General features: G+C 71.5%; 15 protein-coding genes and 1 rRNA gene. 9 read left to right on the top strand and 7 right to left on the bottom strand.

The genetic code is table 11. The features are described 5' to 3' along the window. A 5S ribosomal RNA gene (gene rrf, locus AC069K_RS20310) occupies positions 1 to 93 on the top strand; the annotation flags it as partial. A 121-nt stretch (positions 94 to 214) separates the two neighbouring features. Here rrf and AC069K_RS20305 read toward each other — a convergent pair. From AC069K_RS20305 to AC069K_RS20285, 5 genes are read right to left on the bottom strand one after another with little or no spacing between them, the layout of a single operon-like run. Continuing rightward, a complete protein-coding gene (locus tag AC069K_RS20305; RefSeq protein ID WP_478618096.1) occupies positions 215 to 1,525 on the bottom strand; it encodes a DUF58 domain-containing protein in 1,311 nt (436 codons plus the stop codon). 10 nt (positions 1,526 to 1,535) lie between these two features. Further along, positions 1,536 to 2,519, bottom strand: coding sequence for an AAA family ATPase (locus AC069K_RS20300; protein ID WP_358835995.1), 984 nt, complete (start codon positions 2,517 to 2,519; stop codon positions 1,536 to 1,538). Next, entirely contained in the window at positions 2,516 to 3,727 is a 1,212-nt protein-coding gene (locus AC069K_RS20295; RefSeq protein ID WP_478618092.1) for a DUF4350 domain-containing protein, read from the bottom strand. Before AC069K_RS20295 ends, AC069K_RS20300 begins: the two co-directional genes overlap by 4 nt. Further along, entirely contained in the window at positions 3,724 to 4,440 is a 717-nt protein-coding gene (locus tag AC069K_RS20290; RefSeq protein ID WP_478618089.1) for a DUF4129 domain-containing protein, read from the bottom strand. The genes AC069K_RS20295 and AC069K_RS20290 overlap by 4 nt, the downstream gene beginning before the upstream one ends. A 4-nt stretch (positions 4,441 to 4,444) precedes the next feature. Beyond that, entirely contained in the window at positions 4,445 to 5,680 is a 1,236-nt protein-coding gene (locus AC069K_RS20285; protein WP_478618087.1) for a DUF7847 domain-containing protein, read from the bottom strand. A gap of 155 nt (positions 5,681 to 5,835) precedes the next feature. On the opposite strand from AC069K_RS20285, the gene mtnA reads away from it, so the two are divergent. From mtnA to AC069K_RS20250, 7 genes are all read left to right on the top strand, one after another. Next, positions 5,836 to 6,984, top strand: coding sequence for an S-methyl-5-thioribose-1-phosphate isomerase (gene mtnA / locus AC069K_RS20280; protein WP_478618084.1), 1,149 nt, complete (start codon positions 5,836 to 5,838; stop codon positions 6,982 to 6,984). Between the two features lie 4 nt (positions 6,985 to 6,988). Then, positions 6,989 to 7,678, top strand: a complete 690-nt coding sequence (gene mtrA, locus AC069K_RS20275; RefSeq protein WP_188278465.1) for a two-component system response regulator MtrA — start codon at positions 6,989 to 6,991, stop codon at positions 7,676 to 7,678. 1 nt (position 7,679) lies between these two features. Beyond that, positions 7,680 to 9,725 carry an MtrAB system histidine kinase MtrB gene (gene mtrB / locus AC069K_RS20270; protein ID WP_365106900.1) on the top strand — a complete coding sequence of 682 codons (2,046 nt, stop codon included), beginning with the start codon at positions 7,680 to 7,682 and terminating at the stop codon, positions 9,723 to 9,725. Next, positions 9,715 to 11,604, top strand: coding sequence for an LpqB family beta-propeller domain-containing protein (locus AC069K_RS20265; RefSeq protein ID WP_478618080.1), 1,890 nt, complete (start codon positions 9,715 to 9,717; stop codon positions 11,602 to 11,604). The genes mtrB and AC069K_RS20265 overlap by 11 nt, the downstream gene beginning before the upstream one ends. A 246-nt stretch (positions 11,605 to 11,850) precedes the next feature. Continuing rightward, entirely contained in the window at positions 11,851 to 12,609 is a 759-nt protein-coding gene (locus tag AC069K_RS20260) for a ComF family protein (RefSeq protein ID WP_478618077.1), read from the top strand. 314 nt (positions 12,610 to 12,923) lie between these two features. Then, positions 12,924 to 13,613, top strand: a complete 690-nt coding sequence (gene hpf, locus AC069K_RS20255) for a ribosome hibernation-promoting factor, HPF/YfiA family (protein WP_358836708.1) — start codon at positions 12,924 to 12,926, stop codon at positions 13,611 to 13,613. Between the two features lie 223 nt (positions 13,614 to 13,836). Then, a complete protein-coding gene (locus tag AC069K_RS20250; protein ID WP_067159746.1) occupies positions 13,837 to 14,589 on the top strand; it encodes a response regulator in 753 nt (250 codons plus the stop codon). Between the two features lie 59 nt (positions 14,590 to 14,648). On the opposite strand, the gene AC069K_RS20245 is transcribed toward AC069K_RS20250, so the two are convergent. Together AC069K_RS20245 and AC069K_RS20240 are read right to left on the bottom strand one after the other, a co-directional pair. Further along, positions 14,649 to 15,818, bottom strand: a complete 1,170-nt coding sequence (locus AC069K_RS20245) for a winged helix-turn-helix domain-containing protein (RefSeq protein ID WP_478618072.1) — start codon at positions 15,816 to 15,818, stop codon at positions 14,649 to 14,651. A gap of 378 nt (positions 15,819 to 16,196) precedes the next feature. After that, on the bottom strand, positions 16,197 to 16,865 hold the full coding sequence (locus AC069K_RS20240) for a GNAT family N-acetyltransferase (protein WP_478618069.1): 669 nt from the start codon (positions 16,863 to 16,865) through the stop codon (positions 16,197 to 16,199). 195 nt (positions 16,866 to 17,060) lie between these two features. Here AC069K_RS20240 and secA point away from each other — a divergent pair, with 195 nt between their 5' ends. Further along, positions 17,061 to 19,877 (top strand): preprotein translocase subunit SecA, encoded by a 2,817-nt coding sequence (secA, locus tag AC069K_RS20235; RefSeq protein ID WP_358836704.1) that lies wholly within the window; start codon positions 17,061 to 17,063, stop codon positions 19,875 to 19,877. The last annotated feature ends 106 nt before the right edge of the window (positions 19,878 to 19,983 follow it).

The following is a 19,983-nucleotide window of genomic DNA, read 5'->3' as shown; positions in this document are numbered from 1 at the left end:
ACGCCCGGTTACATTCCGAACCCGGAAGCTAAGCCTTTCAGCGCCGATGGTACTGCAGGGGGGACCCTGTGGGAGAGTAGGACGCCGCCGAACAATCTTTAGCCTCAACCCCCGTGCCCTTTTGGGCCGGGGGTTGAGGCATTTTTGCGTTCAGGACCCGTTTGGGTTCGAGGGGGCTGTCCCGCCGCCCCCTCGAACCCCCTTCAGATCCCCCTCAGAGCCGACCTGCGGCCTTCAGGGCCAGGTAGGCGTCCGCTACTGCGGGCGCGAGTTCATCGGGGGTGGCGTCCACGACGGTGACTCCATGCCGCCTCAACTGCTCGGCCGTGCGGCGGCGCTCCTCCTGAGTGCGGCTGGCTGCGGCCGCCTCGTACACCGCGTCCACAGTGCCGCGGGCCTCCGCCATCGCCTTGACGCGCGGGTCTGCGATCGCCGCCACCAGGATTGTGTGGCGCTTGGTGAGCTGCGGAAGGACGGGTAGCAGGCCTTCCTCGACCGGGGCCGCGTCCAGGCTGGTGAACAACACGATCAAGGAACGTCGAGGGGCATGCGCGAGGGCGGCGGCACTCAGTCCTCGGGCATCCGTTTCCACGAGCTCGGGCTCAAGTGGCGCCATTGCGTTGACCAGAGCCGGCAGGAGTTCGCCGACGGAGCGGCCCCGTACCTGGGCTCGTACGCGGCGGTCGTACGCGAGGAGGTCGACGCGGTCGCCGGCGCGGGAGGCGAGGGCGGCCAGAAGCAGTGAGGCGTCCATGGCGGCGTCCAGGCGCGGGATGTCTCCGACGCGACCGGCCGACGTACGTCCTGTATCCAGGACGACGAGGATGTGGCGGTCGCGCTCCGGCCGCCAGGTGCGTACGGCAACGGCGTTCTGCCGGGCGGTGGCACGCCAGTCGATGGAGCGGGTGTCGTCCCCCGGGACGTACGGGCGCAGACTGTCGAACTCGGTTCCCTCGCCCCGGGTCAGCACGCTGGTACGCCCGTCGAGTTCCCGCAGCCGCGCGAGCCGTGACGGCAGGTGTTTGCGGCTGGTGAACGGCGGCAGGACGCGCACGGTCCAGGGGACGTGGTGGCTGCCTTGCCGGGAGACGAGGCCCAGGGGCCCGTAGGAGCGGAGGCTGATCCGCTGGGCGCGGCGGCCGCCGCGGCGGGTCGGGCGCAAGGTTGTGGTGAGCCGACGGCGTTCTCCGGCCGGGACTGTCACGGTGTGGCGGGAGGCGTCCTGTTCGGCGGGGGAAGGCCAGCTGCTGGGCGGCCAGGCGTCGCGGAGCTGGGCCCGCAGCGGGCGGGCGGACGGGTTGGTGACGGTGAGGACGACTTCGGCCGCGTCACCCAGTCGAACTGATGTATCACCGTTTCGGGTGAATTGAAGCTTTCGCACTGGCGCGGCGAGGGCGTAGTCGCACATCATTGCGAGTGTGAGGGGGGCGTTGACCGCGAGCATTCCCGCCCAGCTCGGGGCCCATACGCCTACGGGGACTGATCCGAGAGCAGCGAGCAGCGCAGCGCGTCCGGTGAGAGCCACGGCCGCCGTCTCAGCGGGGGACGGGGACGTGGGTGAGGACCGAGGTGATGACGGAGTCGGCGGTGACGCCCTCCATCTCCGCCTCGGGACGCAGCTGGACGCGGTGGCGAAGTGTGGGGAGGGCCAGGGCCTTCACGTCGTCGGGGATGACGTAGTCCCGGCCCGTGAGCCAGGCCCAGGCGCGGGCGGTGGAGAGCAGGGCGGTGGCGCCTCGGGGAGAGACACCGAGGCTGAGTGAGGGGGATTCACGCGTGGCACGACAGATATCGACGACATAGCCGGTGATCTCCGCCGAGACCGAGGTCTTGGCGACGGCGGCGCGGGCCGCTTCGAGATCGGCGGCTCCCGCGACGGGACGCACTCCTGCTGCCTGGAGATCACGAGGATCGAAGCCCTCGGCATGACGGGCCAGGACGTTGATCTCATCCGCCCGGGAGGGCAGGGGCACCGTCAACTTCAGCAGGAAGCGGTCCAGCTGGGCTTCCGGCAGGGGATACGTGCCCTCGTACTCGACGGGGTTCTGCGTCGCGGCGACCAGGAACGGCTCGGGAAGCGGGCGCGGCGTGCCGTCGACCGTGACCTGGCGCTCCTCCATGGCTTCGAGGAGGGAGGACTGGGTCTTGGGGGGCGTTCGGTTGATCTCGTCCGCGAGCAGCAGATTGGTGAACACGGGGCCGGCCTGGAAGGAGAACTCGGCGGTACGGGCGTCGTAGATCAGCGAACCGGTGACATCACTGGGCATCAGATCGGGGGTGAACTGCACGCGCTTGGTGTCGAGTTCGAGTGAGGCCGCGAGCGAGCGCACCAGGAGCGTCTTGGCGACGCCGGGCACTCCTTCCAGGAGGACATGGCCGCGGCAGAGCAGGGCCACGACCAGGCCCGTCACGGCGGAGTCCTGGCCGACCACGGCCTTGGCGATCTCGGCGCGCAGGGCCTCCAGGGAGGCGCGGGCGGTGTCCGGGTTCGCTGCGGTCGCCGGGGTTCGGTCGCTCATGAGGTGCGTACCTCTCTTTCGAGGGCGTCGAGTTCGTCCGCGAGGCGGACCAGTGCGGCGTCGTCAGCCGGGGCCGGGCCGAAGAGCAGGACGTGCAGGTCCCGTTCGGGCGCGGGGATCCGGGCGGAGACGGCGGGGACGAGGAGTTCGGGCGCGTGCGCCGAGGCGGCGGGCACGCCCAGGAGGGGGGCAAGTCGGGTGCGGGTGGCCGAACGCAGGGCGTCGGACGCGCGGTCGCGGGCGTTGGCCTTGCGATAGAGGCGGGCTCGGCCCTCGGTGGCCTCGGACGCGCGGACGGCTACCGGGAGTTGCTCGGTCACCAGGGGGCCGAGGCGGCGGGCTCGCCAGAGGGCGGCGAGAGCGGCCGCGAGCGCGAGCTGAAGGGTGGCCCAGAGCCAGCCGGACGGAACGAGATCGAAGAAGCTGCGGTCACCGCCGTCGGTGGCCGAGACATCACCGAGCGAGGGGAGGTACCAGACCAGATGGGGGCGGGAACCGAGGAGTTGGAGGGCGAGCGAGGCGTTGCCCTGCTTGTCGAGACGGTGGTTGTAGAAGATGTCGGGGGCGCCGAGCAGGACGGTGTCGCCCTGGGCCGGGGCCTGTATGCGAAGCAGGGTCGGCAGTCCGCCCGCCGGGTAGCAGGCGCCGTCGGCCCGGTTCTCGGAGGCGTAGCGGACGCCGCCGGTGTCGGCGCTTCCGGCGCGGGTGGCGAGGGGCAGGGAGCAGTCCGGCTCACGGTTGCCGACCGAGGCAGAGCCCTCTTCCCGTACGCCGGGGGCGAGGACGGGAAGGGAGGGGGCGCCGGGGGCGAGCAGCACGGTTCGGCCGCCCGACTTGGCGGCGGCGTCGTGGAGTCGGTGCTGCTGGGAGGTGGTGAGCAGATCCGGGGCCGTGACCAGGAGTGTGGTGTCCGTTCCCACAGCCCGGGTGGCTTCGTCGAGGGTGGTGGCCACGTGGGTGGAGACACCCTGGTCCTTCAGGAGCTCGGCGACGGCGCGGCTGCCGTAGCGGTCCGCCGAGCGGGGGTCGAGCCGGCCGTGCTGGTCGCCGGACCGGGTGGCGGCGAGGGCGATCCCTCCGACCAGGAGGACCACGGCGGCGAGCAGCACCCCGCGGCTCCGCGTCCACAGCTGGCGGGCCGTCGCGTCGGTGGACGTGGACGTGGAAGGGGGCGAGGGCGGGGTGGCGGGGGTATGCGTGCCGGTCATTGGGCCGCTCCTCGGGCAGCCGCTTCCACCACGGGGTGGTGGGCGAGGGCGCTGAGATCCGGCTTCGTACGGTCCAGATCGTCGTCGAGGTCGCGCAGACGGTCGTACGCGGCCCGGTTCGCCGTACGGCCTCCGTATGTGACGTCGTCGAACTCGCGCGCGGCGGCGCGGAGCCGTTCGGCGTGGCCGGGCAGCGGACGGCCCGCCTCGGCGGCGGCCTCGTCGGCGGTGCGGCCGGGGCGCGGGTCGAGGAGGGCGCGCTCCTCCAGTGAGCGGACGACCGCACGCATCCGTTCCTGGACGGCCTGGGTCCAGCGGTCGGAGGCTGCGTGGGCCTCGGCCGTGGCGCGGTGCTCCGCCGCGCTGCGCGGACGGTCGTCGAAGACCGCGCCGAGGGTGGAGACAGCGCGCTGCGGGGTGCCCAGACGCCACCAGAGGGCGGCGATCAGGGCCAGGGCGAACACGGCGATGGCCACGAGCCCGAGCGTGCCTCCCGGGGTCGCGCCCGAGGCGGCGTCGAACAGGCCGCCGACCCAGTCCCAGAAGCGGTTGAAGGCGCGCTCCAGGAGGTTCGGGTCGTTCTCGTGGTACATCGGCTTGGACAGTTCGCGCCGTGCCGCCTCGCGGGCGGGCACGCGCGGCGTGTCCACCGGTGGTTCACCGGCCGCTCGGACCAGCAGCCGCACCATGCTCGCGCCCCCCGTCGCGGACACCGCATCAGCTCCCGGAAGTGTCGTAGCCCGGCAGTTTGGCGGCGCGGGCGAGGTCGATGTCGAGGGCTTCGCGGCGGATGCGCTGGTCGATGTAGAGCAGCGCGGACACCGCGGCGGTGATCGGGTAGGTGATGGCCGCGCCGATCACGGCGCCGATTCCCGTGATGATCAGGAACGGCCAGCCGAAGTCGGCGACGTCCCCCGAGAAGAGGCTGCCGGAGCCGTCGTCCACGATCATGCCGGTCACGGTGAACGGGATCGCGATGATCATCGAGACGATGGAGGTCAGGAGGTACGTCAGCAGGGTGATGCCGAGGATCCGCCACCAGGCGCCGCGCACCAGCTTGGCGGACCGGCGCAGGGACGGCACCAGGCCCTGGCGTTCCAGCATCAGCGCGGGCGCGGCGAGGCTGAACCGGACCAGCAGCCAGATCACGACGACGAAGGCGGCCAGCCCGCCGAGGCCGGCCAGGGCCGCACCGGCATCGGACCCGATGAGCACGCCGGGCAGGACGCCGACGCCCACGATCCCGCCCGCCATCAGAGGCAGCAGCACCAGCAGGCCGAGCAGCGGCAGCAGCCTCGGCTGTGCCTCCGCCCACGCTTCCCGAAGGGTCACCGGCCGGCCCAGCACGGAGCGGCTGATGACGATGGTGAGGACGGCTGTGACGAAGAGCGTGCCGACCAGGGCCAGGGCTCCGACGGGCAACAGGCTGAGCATGCTCGACCGCAGCAGGTCCATGGCCTGGTCGACGGCCTCGGCGCCGGTGGCGTTCGCGTCGATCTCCGGCGGATCCGGCAGGAGGAAGCGCTGGACGAGGATCTCCGCGATCTGCGTGATCACGGCGACCGTGAGGGTCAGCCCGAGGACGGTGCGCCAGTGGGCGCGCATCGTCGACACCGCGCCGTCGAGGATCTCGCCGACCCCGAGCGGGCGGAGCGGGATGACACCGGGCTTGGCGGCCGGCGCGGGTCCCCAGCCGGAGTTCCAGTGCCCGCCCGGAGGCGGAGGCGGGCCCCAGCCGCCCTGCTGGGGCCCAGGACGGCCCGGCGGGGGCGGGGGCGTGCCCGGGCCCGGGGTGGCGGCCGGAGGCGACCACTGGCCCGCCGGAGGCTGGTTACGGGACCACTGCGAGGACGTGCGGGCCCGGTCGGAGGGCTCGGGCTGCCCGGGCGTGCCGGTGTCCTCGCCGTCGGAGGGGGCCGATCCGGGCGAAGCCCAGCCCGGAGAGTCGTTCACGGTCGTCCACCTCGTGGATTGGTCGTGGGACCAGCTCGGCGAGCCGGCACGTTGGGGTCGGCAGCCATCGTGCCATGCGGTTCCGGGCCGTGGACCGGCCCCCGTATCTCGTTGGCACCTTCATTTGTCGGCGGCTCACCGGGCAGACTGGGCGGATGGCTGATCACGAGGTGCGATCCACCGTGGGCTCCGAGCCGTCGGGACTGGAACAGCTGCGCTGGGACGAGCCGCCGGAGGGGCCGGTGCTGGTGCTCCTCGACCAGACCCGGCTGCCGGCCGAGGAGGTGGAGCTGGTCTGCACGGATGTGCCGGGGCTGGTGCGGGCCATCCAGACGCTGGCCGTCCGCGGGGCACCGCTGCTGGGTATCGCGGGGGCGTACGGGGTCGCACTGGCGGGGGTGCGCGGCTACGACGTCCAGGAGGCCGCGGCTCTGCTGGCGGCGGCGCGGCCCACCGCGGTGAACCTCGGCTACGGGGTGCGGCTGGCGCTCGGGGCGTATCGGGCGGCGCTGGACAAGGGCGCCGGTCCGCAGGAGGCGGGGGCGGCGGCGCTGGCGGCCGCGAGGGCCCTGCATCGGGCGGACGCGGAGGCGAGTGTCAGGATGGCTGCCCACGGCCTGGCTCTGCTCGACGAGCTGCTGCCCGGCGGCAGCCACCGGGTGCTCACGCACTGCAACACCGGGCGGCTGGTCTCGGGTGGCGAGGGCACCGCGTTCGCGGTCGCGCTGGCCGCGCACCGGGCGGGGCGGCTGCGGCGGCTGTGGGTCGACGAGACGCGGCCGCTGCTCCAAGGGTCCAGACTGACCGCGTACGAAGCGGCGCGCAGCGGCATGGCGTACAGCCTGCTGACCGACAATGCGGCCGGTTCGCTGTTCGCGGCGGGGGAGGTGGACGCCGTTCTGGTGGGGGCGGACCGGATAGCCGCCGACGGATCGGTGGCGAACAAGGTGGGGAGTTATCCGCTCGCCGTGCTCGCCAAGTACCACCACGTGCCGTTCATCGTGGTGGCGCCGGTCACGACGGTGGATCTGGAAACCCCCGACGGGGCGTCGATCGAGGTCGAGCAGCGGCCCGGGCAGGAGGTGACGGAGCTCACCGGACCACAGGCTCCTGTGGCCGGGTGGGGGGCGGGTGGCGGGCTGCCCGTGGCGCCGCTGGGGACGCAGGCGTACAACCCGGCGTTCGATGTGACGCCCCCCGAGCTGGTGACGGCGATCGTCACCGAAGAAGGTGTTCTCTCGCCCGTCACCAGGGGCGGTCTGAGAGAGCTGTGTGCCAGGTCACGCCAGGTAACGATTAGCTAATGGGATGATGACGTTTATGAAGGGACGCGTCCTTGTCGTCGACGACGACACCGCGCTGGCCGAGATGCTCGGCATTGTGCTGCGTGGAGAAGGTTTTGAGCCGTCGTTCGTAGCGGACGGCGACAAGGCACTGGCGGCATTCCGTGAGGCCAAGCCGGACCTGGTACTGCTGGACCTCATGCTGCCCGGACGGGACGGCATCGAGGTCTGCAGGCTGATCAGGGCCGAGTCCGGCGTGCCGATCGTGATGCTCACCGCCAAGAGCGACACGGTGGATGTGGTGGTCGGCCTGGAGTCCGGGGCCGACGACTACATCGTGAAGCCGTTCAAGCCGAAGGAGCTGGTCGCCCGTATCCGGGCGCGCCTGAGGAGGTCGGAGGAGCCGGCGCCGGAGCAGCTGGCGATCGGCGATCTGGTGATCGACGTGGCGGGTCACTCCGTGAAGCGGGACGGGCAGTCCATCGCCCTGACCCCGCTGGAGTTCGACCTGCTGGTCGCGCTGGCGCGCAAGCCGTGGCAGGTGTTCACCCGCGAGGTGCTCCTGGAGCAGGTGTGGGGGTACCGGCACGCGGCGGACACGCGGCTGGTGAATGTGCATGTGCAGCGGCTCCGCTCGAAGGTCGAGAAGGACCCCGAGCGTCCGGAGATCGTGGTGACCGTCCGTGGTGTCGGTTACAAGGCCGGACCGAGCTGACATGTCCCGCGGCGGTGCTGCTCCGAAGCCCGGGAAGCCCGGGGTCCGTGGGGGGCGGGCTGCTGGTGGGGGACGAAAGACGTCATGGGGCGGGCGGATCCTTCAGGAGGGCACGCCCGGCAGCCCCGTGCTGCGGTTGTTCGCGCGCTGGGTGCGGCGTCCGCTGCTGCCCGCCGTGCGGCTGTGGCGGCGCAACATCCAGCTGCGGGTGGTCGCCTCCACTCTGCTGATGTCGCTGGGTGTGGTCCTGCTGCTCGGGTTCGTTGTCATCGGCCAGGTGCGCAACGGGCTCCTCGTCACCAAGGAGAAGGCGTCCGAGAGCCAGTCCGCGGGCGGCTTCGCCGTGGCCAAGGACAAGGCCAGCGCCCCGGCGGCGCCCGGCGGGCAGGACGACGGCTCCGACGGACGGGCCGGCAGTTCGGTGACCTGGCGCAGTGAGCTGGTGACCCAGCTCGCCAGCGGCGGCCAGGGCGCTTTCTACGTGGTCGCGCTGAGCGCCGACTCCGAGGACTCGGGCTCCAGCAACCGCGGCCCGCGCGCCTCGGGCGGTGTGGACCCGGCCGCGAGCGTCCCGCAGAGCCTGCGGGACGACGTCGACCAGGGCACGGGGGCGTACAAGACGTACGCCTCGATCAAGTACCTCGACGGCCAGGAACCCAAGCCGGGCCTGGTCATCGGGACCAAACTGAAGGACGTCGACGGCCAGGCCTACCAGCTGTACTACCTCTTCCCGCTGGCGCAGGAGGAGAAGACACTCAGCCTGGTCAAGGGCACCCTCGCGACCGCCGGGCTGTTCCTGGTGGTGCTGCTGGGGGCGATCGCCTGGCTGGTGGTGCGCCAGGTCGTCACCCCGGTCCGGATGGCGGCGCAGATCGCGGAGCGGCTCTCCGCGGCCAAGTTGCAGGAACGGATGAAGGTCACCGGCGAGGACGACATCGCGCGGCTCGGCGAGGCCTTCAACAAGATGGCGCAGAACCTCCAGCTCAAGATCCAGCAGCTGGAGGAGCTGTCGCGGATGCAGCGGCGGTTCGTCTCGGACGTCTCGCACGAACTGCGGACGCCGCTGACGACCGTACGGATGGCGGCGGACGTCATCCACGAGGCGCGCGTCGACTTCGATCCGGTGACGGCGAGGTCGGCGGAGCTGCTGGCCGGACAGCTCGACCGGTTCGAGTCGCTGCTGGCGGACCTTCTGGAGATCAGCCGGTTCGACGCGGGAGCGGCGGCCCTGGAGGCCGAGCCGATAGACCTGCGTGAGGTCGTACGCCGGGTGATCGAGGGAGCCGAGCCGCTCGCCGAGCGCAAGGGCACCCGGATACGGGTGGTGGGTGACGAGCAGCCGGTCATCGCCGAAGCCGACGCCCGACGGGTCGAGCGGGTGCTGCGCAACCTCGTGGTCAACGCCGTGGAGCACGGCGAGGGCCGGGACGTGGTGGTGCGTATGGGCTCGGCCGGGGGCGCGGTCGCCATCGCGGTGCGCGACTACGGAGTCGGGCTCAAGCCGGGCGAGGCGACCCGGGTGTTCAACCGCTTCTGGCGGGCCGACCCGGCCCGCGCCAGGACGACCGGGGGCACCGGTCTGGGCCTGTCGATCGCGGTCGAGGACGCGCGGCTGCACGGCGGCTGGCTCCAGGCGTGGGGCGAGCCCGGCGGCGGCTCCCAGTTCCGGCTGACGCTGCCGCGTACGGCCGACGAGCCGCTGCGTGGATCTCCGATACCGCTGGAGCCGGAGGATTCACGGGCCGCGCGGGAGCGGGCCCGGATGGGCGCGGCGCCCGAGCAGGGCAACGGACTGCGTCTGGCGAGTGTGCCGGTCCAGCCCGCCGCCACCCGCTCCTCGCTGCCGGTGCCGCCCCGGCCGCCGGTTCCGCCGCGCACGTCCGGGCCGGCCGCCGATCCGACCGCGCTGCCCGGTGGCGGCGGGGCCAGGGTGGTGCCGCGGGTCACCGACGCGCGCGGGGAGGGCGAGTCCGTACCATCGCAGGCTGCTGACAGAGCGGCTGCCCCGGCAGCCGCCGACCAGGAGGAATCGTCTCGTGGGCGCTGATCGGGGGAGGGACCGCGGCCGCCGGCTGCGGTCGGCCGCGCTGCTGGGCTGCGGCGGTGTGCTGGTGGCGGGGTGCGCGTCGATGCCCGACAGCGGGGACGTGCACGCGGTGCAGGCGTCGCAGCGCGCCGACTCGCAGGTGCAGGTGTACGCGGTGCCGCCGCGCGAGGGGGCGGCCGCGGACGAGATAGTCGACGGGTTCCTGGAGGCGATGACCAGTGACGACCCGCAGTTCGCGACGGCGCGCAAGTATCTGACGCCGCAGGCCGCGCGGACCTGGAAGCCGGATCAGGCGACGACGGTGCTGGCCGACGGGCCGAACCCGCAGCCGAGCCGGACCAGCGACAAGGGCGACAGCTCCAGTTTCACGTTCACCGTGACCGGCCGGCCGGTCGCCGTGGTGGACAAGCAGCACGCCTACCAGCCGGCGGTGGCGAAGTCGGCGTACAACGAGACGATCCATCTCGTACGGCAGAACACGGCGAGCGGCAAGGAGTGGCGCATCGACACGCTGCCCGAGGGGCTGCTGCTCGGCCAGTCGGACTTCCAGCGCATCTACCGCTCCGTCAACAAGTACTACTTCGCCTCCGGTCAGGACCGGTTGGTCGCCGACCCGGTGTACGTGCGTCAGCGCAATGACCCCGAGACGCAGATGAACCTGGTCACCCAGACGGTCATGGCCGTGCTGGAGGGGCCGACCAACTGGCTGCGACCGGTGGTGGGTTCGCGCTTCCCGAGCGGTACGGCGCTGAAGGACGGCACCAAGGCGCTCGCGTTCGACGACCGCAACGCGCTCAAGGTGCCGCTCAGCGAGCGGGCGTCCAACGTCGGCGGCGGTCAGTGCCGCAAGATGGCGGCCCAACTGCTGTTCACGCTGCGGGATCTGACGGCGACCCGGGTCAGTCAGGTCGAGCTGGACCGGGCGAACGGCTCGCAGCTGTGCGTGCTCGGCGGCGACCAGGCCGAGCAGTACGCCCCGGAGCGCGTCTCGCCCAAGCCCGGCCAGTACTTCGTGGACACGCAGGGGCGGCTCGCGCGGATGCGTGCCGGTGAGCGGGACAGCGCGGACGGCGCCGACAATGCCGAGAGCGCGGACGGGGACGTGGTCACCGAGCTGGTCCCCGGACCGTTCGGCCGGGCCGAGCAGCGGCTGCGTTCGGTGGCGGTGGAGCGGGGCGAGAGGCGCGCCGCGGGCGTGACCAACGACGGCCGCTCGCTGTACGTGGCGCCGATCGTCTCCGACGGCGAGCTGGTGAAGACGCCGGTGACCAGCCAGAGCAAGGATCCGAAGGACGGACTCTCGGCGCCGAGTTGGGACGGCCGCGACGATCTGTGGGTGGCCGACCGGGACCCGGCCCACCCCCGGCTGCTCCACCTCGACCACGGCCAGGGACAGCCGCAGGAGGTCGATGTCGCCGGTCTGAACGGGGCGCACATCGAGCAGGTGCGGATGTCGGCGGACAGCGTACGGATCGCCCTCCTGGTGAACGAGGGCGGGCGCACGACGCTGCGGATCGGCCGCGTGGAGCGGATCGGCGACCCGGAGCACCCCCAGGTCTCCGTGGTGGAACTGCGCCCCGGCGCACCGCAGATGGAGGATGTGACGGCGGTGTCCTGGGCGGGCCGCAGCCGCCTGGTCGTGGTCGGCAAGGAGACCGGCGGCCTCCAGCAGCAGTTGCGGTACATGCAGACCGACGGCTCTCTGTCGGCCGCGGGCAATCTGCCGGGCGCCAACCGGGTGACCGAGATCGCCGCCGCGGACGACGAGCGGCTGCCGCTGGTGGCGCACTCCAAGGAGGACGGCATCGTCCGGCTGCCGCCGGGCGCCAACTGGAAGACGGCGGTCAAGGCGGGGTCCTCGCCGGTCTACCCCGGCTGACCCGGCCGGCAGCCGCGCCGCCCCGCGGCTGCCACCAGGATGCCCGGTCGGCCGATCGTGGCCCCATGGGCCCGGTCGGCCGCCGCCGCCCTGCCGTCCGCCCCGCCGTTCCGGTGAAGCCGGTGCCCGGGTGCCTTCAACCGGCGGCCGGGGCTTCCCGCCCGCGCCGTCAACCGGCGGCCGGGGCTTCCCGGCGGTTTTCCACAGGGGTGGCCGGGCAGCCTCGCTGTTGGCAGAGTGGATGCCATGCGGGGATGGTGGCAGGAGGTCTCCGGGCTGGTGCTGCCGGTTGCCTGCGGCGGCTGCGGCAGTCCCCGTACGGCGCTGTGCGAGCGATGCGCGGCGGCGCTGCTCGGTGTGCGGGCGCGGCGGGTCCGACCTGCCCCCGAGCCCGCGGGACTGCCGGTGGTGTACGCGGCGGCGGTCCACGAGGACGCCGTACGGGCGGTGCTCCTCGCGCACAAGGAACGCGGCGCCCTGGGGCTCGCCGGAGTCCTCGGGCAGGCGCTGGCGGGCGCCGTGCGCGCGGCCGCGGCAGCGCCCCGGGACGGGCCGCTGCTGCTCGTGCCGGTGCCGTCGGCGCGACGTGCGGTGCGGGCGCGCGGGCATGACGCGGCGCGCCGGATCGCCCTGGCGGCGGCGGGGGAGTTGCGGCGTACGGGAACGGACGCGCGCGTGGCGGCGGTGCTGCGTCAGCGGCGTGCGGTGGCGGACCAGTCGGGGCTGAGCGCCCGGCAGCGGCTGGCGAATCTGAGCGGGGCGCTGGAGGTGTCGGTGGGCGGTGACAGGCTGCTGGAGCGGGGCCGGGTGGTCCTGGTGGACGACCTCATGACCACGGGCGCCTCGCTGGTGGAGGCGGCCCGGGCGGTGGCGTGCGCGGCCAATGGGACGGGCGGCGCGGCGGGCGGATCTCCGGCGTACGCGAGGCCCGGATTCGCGCACCGAAGAGCGACTGCCGCGGTCGTCGCGTCGACCTTCGCATCTTTTGAAATAAACCGGAACTGACGGGGAACCCGCATCGTTGCAGGTGATAAGACGCATGAAACACCTGAACGGAGGTACGTGCTGGTAGCGGGTGCCGACATCCGTCCGAGCGAGCTATGTTCGGTTGTGAGGAATGGCGACAGCCGGCCTCACGGAATGTACGGCCTCGCTTCTGGGTACTTCCCTGACCCTGAAGTCGGTGGGGTGGCGATCTTCCCCACGGGGGAGGAGGAGGTGAAAGTCGCCCAGTCCGAGACTCCGGTGCCCACCGGAGTCTGGTGCAAGAGGGAGATTCTCCGCGGTTGAGGCGGAGTAATCCGGGAACGGAGTTCTGCGTGGACATCGTCGTCAAGGGCCGCAAGACCGAGGTACCCGAGCGGTTCCGCAAGCACGTGGCCGAGAAGCTGAAGCTGGAGAAGATCCAGAAGCTCGACGGCAAGGTAATCAGCCTCGACGTCGAGGTGTCCAAGGAACACAACCCGCGGCAGGCCGACCGTTCCGACCGAGTGGAGATCACGCTGCACTCGCGTGGTCCGGTGATCCGGGCGGAGGCGGCGGCGGCCGATCCGTACGCAGCCCTCGACCTTGCCCACAGCAAGCTGGAGGCGCGGCTGCGCAAGCAGCACGACAAGCGCTACACCCGCAGGGGCAACGGCCGGCTCTCGGCTGCCGAGGTGGCCGACGTGGTCCCGGGCGTGGCCCAGTTGAACGCGAACGGCGAGCCGGTGGGCGGATCGAGGGAGGAGAGCGTTCCCGTCACCCGGATGGGATCGGTCGAGGTGCAGGGCGAAGGACCGCTGGTGGTCCGCGAGAAGAACCATGTCGCCGCCCCGATGACACTCGACCAGGCGCTCTACGAGATGGAACTGGTCGGACACGACTTCTACCTCTTCGTCGACTCCGAGACGAAGAACCCCAGCGTCGTCTACCGGCGGCACGCCTACGACTACGGCGTGATCCACCTGGAGACGGACCCGCTGGCCGGTGAGGACGCGAGCGGCGCCGGCGGAGCGCTCGGCGGATGACCAGGTGGGCGACGCGCTGAACGGATCCGTGCGGCGCGCCGTACCAGAGAGCGGTGATGCCCCTGGAGCGCCTTGTGCGCCCCCAGGGGCACCACTGTGCGACGACTGGAGCACCGCTCTGTCGGCCGGGCATGAAATCATGGCGTCGCACGCCAACCGCTTCTCCCCGGAGTGCGGTTGGCAGCCACACCAACTCGGGCCATGGCCTTCAGGGGGAGGAACGATGGCAGACAGCTTCGGGCCGGTGCACGACGGGTCGGCCCCGGACGGTTCTGACGGTGCTCCCACCGGCATGGAAGCGGCCGGGTCGCGCAAGGAGCCCATCCGGGTCCTGGTCGTCGACGACCACGCGCTGTTCCGCCGGGGCCTGGAGATCGTGCTGGCCGCCGAGGAGGACATCCAGGTCGTCGGTGAGGCGGGCGACGGGGCGGAGGCCGTGGACAAGGCGGCGGACCTGCTGCCCGACATCGTGCTGATGGACGTGCGGATGCCGCGGCGCGGTGGGATCGAGGCCTGCACCTCCATCAAGGAGGTCGCTCCCAGCGCGAAGATCATCATGCTGACGATCAGCGACGAGGAGGCGGACCTCTACGACGCGATCAAGGCGGGGGCCACGGGCTACCTCCTCAAGGAGATCTCCACCGACGAGGTGGCGACCGCCATCCGGGCGGTCGCGGACGGCCAGTCCCAGATCAGTCCGTCGATGGCGTCGAAGCTGCTCACCGAGTTCAAGTCGATGATCCAGCGCACCGACGAGCGCCGGCTGGTGCCCGCGCCGAGGCTCACCGACCGTGAGCTCGAAGTGCTCAAGCTCGTGGCGACGGGGATGAACAACCGGGACATCGCCAAGGAGTTGTTCATCTCCGAGAACACGGTGAAGAACCACGTCCGCAACATCCTGGAGAAGCTTCAGCTGCACTCCCGGATGGAGGCGGTGGTGTACGCCATGCGCGAGAAGATCCTGGAGATCCGCTAGCCCGCCCCACCCCGCCCGCCCCGCCGTGTCCCGCCAGGGCCTGGCCGGTACAGGGAGGCTCAGGCCGCCGCTATCGCCGCCGTCAGCTCACGGGCGAGGCCCGGTGTGTCGGCGCGCTCGATCCGTACGGCGTCGCAGCCCACCCACCGCGCCGCCTCCAGCAGGGCCTGCGCCATCGGGGCGATCGCCTTGGGCGTCTCCAGGGAGACCTGCTTGGCCACCAGGGTGCGGCCCTCGCGGGCGGGGTCGACGCGGCCGAGCAGCCTGCCGCCCGCCAGCAGGGGCATCGCGAAGTATCCGTACACCCGCTTCGGCTTGGGGGTGTACGCCTCGAGGCGGTGGGTGAAGCCGAAGATCCGCTCGGTGCGCGCGCGGTCCCAGATCAGCGAGTCGAACGGGGACAGCAGCGTCGTACGGTGACGTCCGCGCGGCTCGGTGGCCAGCGCCTGCGGGTCCGCCCAGGCGGCCTTGTCCCAGCCCTGGACGGTGACGGGCACCAGACCGGAGTCGGCGATGACCGCGTCGACCTGCTCGCCCTTGAGGCGGTGGTAGTCCGCGATGTCCGCGCGGGTGCCCACGCCGAGGGAGCGGCCCGCCAGCGCGACGAGCCGGCGCAGGCACTCGGCGTCGTCCAGCTCGTCGTGCAGGTGGACGTCCGGAATGGCGCGCTCGGCCAGGTCGTACACCCGCTTCCAGCCGCGCCGTTCGACGCAGACCACCTCGCCGTACATCAGCGCGCGCTCGACGGCGACCTTGGACTCCGACCAGTCCCACCACTCGCCCTTGTTCTTGGCGCCGCCCAAGTCCGTCGCGGTCAGGGGCCCTTCGGCCCGCAGCTGCTTGATCACCTGCTGGTACGCCGCGTCCGGCAGGTCGTGGTGCCACTGCGGGCGGGTGCGGTAGGCGCGGCGGCGGAAGGCGAAGTGCGGCCACTCCTCCACGGGGAGGATGCAGGCGGCGTGCGACCAGTACTCGAAGGCGTGGGAGCCCGTCCAGTACGCCGTGTCCACCGTCTTGCGGCCCACCGCGCCCAGACGCGCATACGGAATCAGCTCGTGCGACCGGGCGAGGACCGAGATCGTGTCGAGCTGCACCGCCCCCAGGTGGCGCAGCACGCCCCGCACCCCGCCCTTGCGGTCGGGCGCGCCCATGAATCCCTGGGCGCGCAGGGCGATGCGACGGGCCTCGTCGGCGGAGAGTTGGGCAACGGGACTCGGCAGGCTGGTCATGCTCCGCACGATAGACGCCGGCACTGACAATCCACCGGGGAGCCTGTCGCCCTCGGGGACCTTCACGGTCGGAGCCCCACACGCCGGGGCCCTCGCTTCCGTGAGCCCCACACGCCCGGGGCCCTCGCTTCCGTGAGCCCCACACGCCCGGGGCCCTCGCTTCCGTGAGCCCCACACGCCCGGGGCCCTCGCTCCCGTAAGCCCCTCACACCCGCGAGCTCCTCACACCCGCGAGCTCCTCACACCCGCGAGCTCCTCACACCCGGGGAGCCCGTCACGCCCGGGAGCCCGTCACGGAGCCCCCACGCCCGTGGGCCGCTCACGCCGGCCCGTGGGCCCCACACCCACGGGCCCTTCCCGTTCGGGCGCCCGTGCCGCTCACACCCGCGCGGGCAGGTACGCGCGCGTAGTGGGCAGGCCCAGGTCGCCGGGGAGGAGGCTGCCCACCCAGCTGTCGCGGCGGGTGCCGCCGTGGACGAGGCCCGCGCGCAGGGTGCCCTCCAAGGTGAAGCCCGCCTTCTCGGCCACCGCGCGCGAGGCCGTGTTGCCGACCTCCGCCCGCCACTCCAGGCGTTCGACTCCCGCCGATTCGAAGGCCCAGCGGGCGGCGGCGAGGGCCGCCTCGGTCATGTAGCCGCGGCCCCGGTGCTCCTTGGCGGCCCAGAATCCCAGCTCGGCGACGTTCTCGCCACGCCGCATGAGGCCGACCATCGCCACCAGCGCGCCCTCCGCCTCCGCAGCTCCCGCGGCCCCGGCGGGACTGTCCAGAGCCCCTGATGTCTCGGCCGCCCCACTGGCCCCGTGAGCCTCATCCGCCCCCGCGGTCACCCGCAGACGTACCGCGAACGTGTAGTCGGAGTCGTCCCGCCAGCCGTTGGGGGCGAAGGTGCCGGTGAAGGCTTCGGCGTGCTCGCGCAGATAGGGGGAGGGGACGGTCGTCCATCGCTGGATGTCGGGGTCCTGACAGGCCACGTAGGTGTCGTCCGCGTCCTGCGGGCCGACGGGGCGCAGCAGCAGGCGTCCGGTGGTGAGAGTGACTGGGTCCATCGGCTGATTCTCCGCGCGGGACCGGAGCGGACGCCAGGGCTTTTCGTGTTTCCCGGCACCTTCCGGGCGCCCTGTCCGTTGTCGTCATGGCAGACCTCCCGGCGCGGGCGGGTCCTCGCATACGATGGCCGTTGCCCAGAAGTAATCAACCGTACTCGACCGCGCCAGGCCCGACCGGCAAGGAGACCAACCCCCGTGTCCGTCCTTTCAAAGCTCATGCGTGCAGGCGAAGGCAAGATCCTGCGCAAGCTGCACCGCATCGCGGACCAGGTCAACTCCATCGAAGAGGACTTCGTGAACCTCTCCGACGCCGAGCTCCGTGCCCTCACCGACGAGTACAAGGAGCGGTACGCGAACGGGGAGAGCCTGGACGACCTGCTCCCGGAAGCCTTCGCCACCGTCCGCGAGGCCGCCAAGCGCGTCCTCGGCCAGCGTCACTACGACGTCCAGATGATGGGTGGAGCGGCCCTGCACCTCGGCTATGTGGCCGAGATGAAGACCGGTGAGGGCAAGACCCTCGTCGGCACGCTCCCCGCCTACCTCAACGCGCTCTCCGGCAAGGGCGTGCACCTGATCACGGTCAACGACTACCTGGCCGAGCGCGACTCCGAGATGATGGGCCGGGTGCACAAGTTCCTCGGCCTCGAGGTCGGCTGCATCCTGGCCAACATGTCGCCCGCCGAGCGCCGCGCGCAGTACGCCTGCGACATCACGTACGGCACGAACAACGAGTTCGGCTTCGACTACCTGCGCGACAACATGGCGTGGTCCCAGGAGGAGCTCGTCCAGCGCGGTCACAACTTCGCGATCGTCGACGAGGTCGACTCCATCCTGGTCGACGAGGCGCGTACGCCGCTGATCATCTCCGGCCCGGCCGACCAGGCCACCAAGTGGTACGGCGACTTCGCCAAGCTGGTCACCCGCCTCACCAAGGGCGAGGCGGGCAACCCGCTCAAGGGCATCGAGGAGACCGGCGACTACGAGGTCGACGAGAAGAAGCGCACCGTCGCCATCCACGAGCCGGGCGTCGCCAAGGTCGAGGACTGGCTGGGCATCGACAACCTCTACGAGTCGGTGAACACCCCGCTCGTCGGTTATCTGAACAACGCCATCAAGGCGAAGGAACTGTTCAAGAAGGACAAGGACTACGTCGTCATCGACGGCGAAGTCATGATCGTCGACGAGCACACCGGCCGTATCCTCGCCGGCCGCCGCTACAACGAGGGCATGCACCAGGCGATCGAGGCGAAGGAAGGGGTGGACATCAAGGACGAGAACCAGACCCTCGCCACGATCACCCTCCAGAACTTCTTCCGCCTCTACGACAAGCTCTCCGGCATGACCGGTACGGCGATGACCGAGGCCGCCGAGTTCCACCAGATCTACAAGCTGGGCGTCGTGCCGATCCCGACGAACAAGCCCATGGTCCGCAAGGACCAGTCGGACCTGATCTACCGCACCGAGGTCGCCAAGTTCGACGCGGTGGTCGACGACATCGCCGAGAAGCACGAGAAGGGGCAGCCGATCCTGGTCGGCACCACCTCGGTCGAGAAGTCCGAGTACCTCTCGCAGCAGCTCTCCAAGCGCGGCATCCAGCACGAGGTGCTGAACGCCAAGCAGCACGACCGGGAGGCGACGATCGTCGCCCAGGCCGGCCGCAAGGGCGCCGTCACCGTCGCCACGAACATGGCCGGCCGAGGCACCGACATCAAGCTCGGCGGCAACCCGGACGACCTCGCCGAGGCGGAGCTGCGCCAGCGCGGCCTGGACCCGGTGGAGCACGTCGAGGAGTGGGCGCAGGCGCTGCCCGCCGCCCTGGAGAAGGCCGAGCAGGCCGTCAAGGCGGAGTTCGAGGAGGTCAAGGAGCTCGGCGGTCTGTACGTGCTGGGCACCGAGCGCCACGAGTCGCGCCGTATCGACAACCAGCTGCGCGGCCGCTCCGGCCGTCAGGGCGACCCGGGCGAGTCCCGCTTCTACCTGTCGCTCGGTGACGACCTGATGCGCCTGTTCAAGGCCCAGATGGTCGAGCGCGTGATGTCGATGGCCAACGTGCCGGACGACGTGCCGATCGAGAACAAGATGGTGACGCGCGCGATCGCGTCGGCCCAGTCGCAGGTCGAGCAGCAGAACTTCGAGACGCGCAAGAACGTCCTGAAGTACGACGAGGTGCTCAACCGCCAGCGCGAGGTCATCTACGGGGAGCGCCGCCGCGTCCTGGAGGGCGAGGACCTGCACGAGCAGGTGCAGCACTTCATGGACGACACCATCGACGCCTACATCCAGGCGGAGACCGTCGAGGGCTTCGCCGAGGAGTGGGACCTGGACCGGCTGTGGGGCGCCTTCAAGCAGCTCTACCCGGTGAAGGTCACCGTGGAGGAGCTGGAGGAGGCGGCGGGCGACCGCGCGGGCATCACCGCCGAGTTCATCGCCGAGTCCATCAAGGACGACATCCACGAGCAGTACGCGGCGCGCGAGGAGCAGCTCGGCTCCGAGATCATGCGTGAGCTGGAGCGGCGCGTGGTCCTCTCGGTGCTCGACCGCAAGTGGCGTGAGCACCTCTACGAGATGGACTACCTCCAGGAGGGCATCGGCCTGCGGGCCATGGCGCAGAAGGACCCGCTGGTCGAGTACCAGCGCGAGGGCTTCGACATGTTCAACGCCATGATGGACGGCATCAAGGAGGAGTCCGTCGGCTACCTGTTCAACCTGGAGGTACAGGTCGAGCAGCAGGTCGAGGAGGTGCCGGTCGAGGACGCGGCGCCGTCCGACCGGCCGTCGCTGGAGAAGGAGCCTGCCGGGGCGCGTCCGGAGATCCGGGCCAAGGGCCTGGACGCCCCGCAGCGCCCGGACCGGCTGCACTTCTCGGCGCCGACGGTGGACGGCGAGGGCGGTGTCGTCGAGGGTGACTTCGACAACGGCGACGAGCCGGCCCGCTCCGAGGCCGACGGTATGACCCGCGCGGAGCGCCGCAAGGCCCAGAAGAGCACGGGCGGCCGTCGCCGCAAGAAGTAGGGCACCGGGGGGGGGGGGGGGGGGGGGGGGACGGGGGGGGGGGGGGGGGGGGGGGGAGGGGGGGGGGGCGGCACAGCCCCACATCACACACGCCACATATTTGAGT

The organism is Streptomyces sp. NPDC043908 (genome assembly GCF_056435525.1).
This window is presented reverse-complemented; position numbering and strand designations above follow the sequence as displayed.